The following is a 742-nucleotide window of genomic DNA, read 5'->3' as shown; positions in this document are numbered from 1 at the left end:
GCGATATCGCTGATAGGAAAGAACGCTGAGTTTCGGGAAATACACGAGTACTACCGGACCCGGAAAGAAAACCCACTGAAGAAGATGCAGTCAGTGGTAGCGGTGGCCTGTAAGATTCTGAGAATCTTCTATACAATTCTGACCAAGGGTGTTGATTATGACGCAGAGAAGCTGAAGAGTGATATCAGACGGCCACAAATACAGGCAGCTTAAGAATCAGAAGTATCTATGTAAGAAATGTCTTGTTACAGTTGAATTGAGCCCTTAGAGATATGACCTGAGAGTTGAATTCAGCTGTAACAGGAAAGCTGAAAGCAATGAGGAACGAACCGGGAAAACGTCCACTGAAAGGTGCCGGAAAGGGAGTCATGCGAATCAAGTCAGTAAGAATTTATACAAAGAATGAGCCAGTAGTCGGCAGGAATATTTTCCATAGGGCAAGACCCTGTAAAGGAGCTAAGCTGACACCCTGGTTATGGATAGGCGGAACGAAGGAAGTTAGGACCCTCCTGAAATGTGAGGTGATCCTGGTAGACACGGGAGGTACGTCGCCGTAGAGGGAAGGGCATACACAAGGCCATGTAAAACGAAAAGCAGAGACGTTTTATTTCGTATACCCTAATACCGCTATTTTTGTACCAGATACTTAGAAATATCCATTTCCTTGGCTCATTCATCTGAGAGTAAACAATAAAAAAACCTTGATTTTTAAGGAAAAAACACTTGACTAAATAGGGAGGAA

The 742-nt window shown here is 43.4% G+C and carries 1 protein-coding gene and 1 pseudogene; both read left to right on the top strand.

Going from position 1 to position 742, the window contains the following annotated elements:
* Nucleotides 1-213 (top strand): annotated as a pseudogene (locus ASU35_RS06685) (IS110 family RNA-guided transposase); the annotation flags it as partial.
* Between the two features lie 104 nt (nt 214-317).
* Nucleotides 318-557: a hypothetical protein gene (locus ASU35_RS06680; RefSeq protein ID WP_147525397.1), complete on the top strand. Its 240-nt coding sequence runs from the start codon at nt 318-320 to the stop codon at nt 555-557.
* Nucleotides 558-742 lie beyond the last annotated feature (185 nt).

The sequence above is a fragment of the Acetivibrio ethanolgignens genome (assembly GCF_001461035.1).
GTDB classification, from domain to species: domain Bacteria; phylum Bacillota; class Clostridia; order Lachnospirales; family Lachnospiraceae; genus Velocimicrobium; species Velocimicrobium ethanolgignens.
This window is presented reverse-complemented; position numbering and strand designations above follow the sequence as displayed.

Excerpts from the sequence above, each read along its gene's own strand:
- ASU35_RS06680 (WP_147525397.1), top strand. The coding sequence starts at position 318 with ATGAGGAACGAACCGGGAAAACGTCCACTGAAAGGTGCCGGAAAGGGA.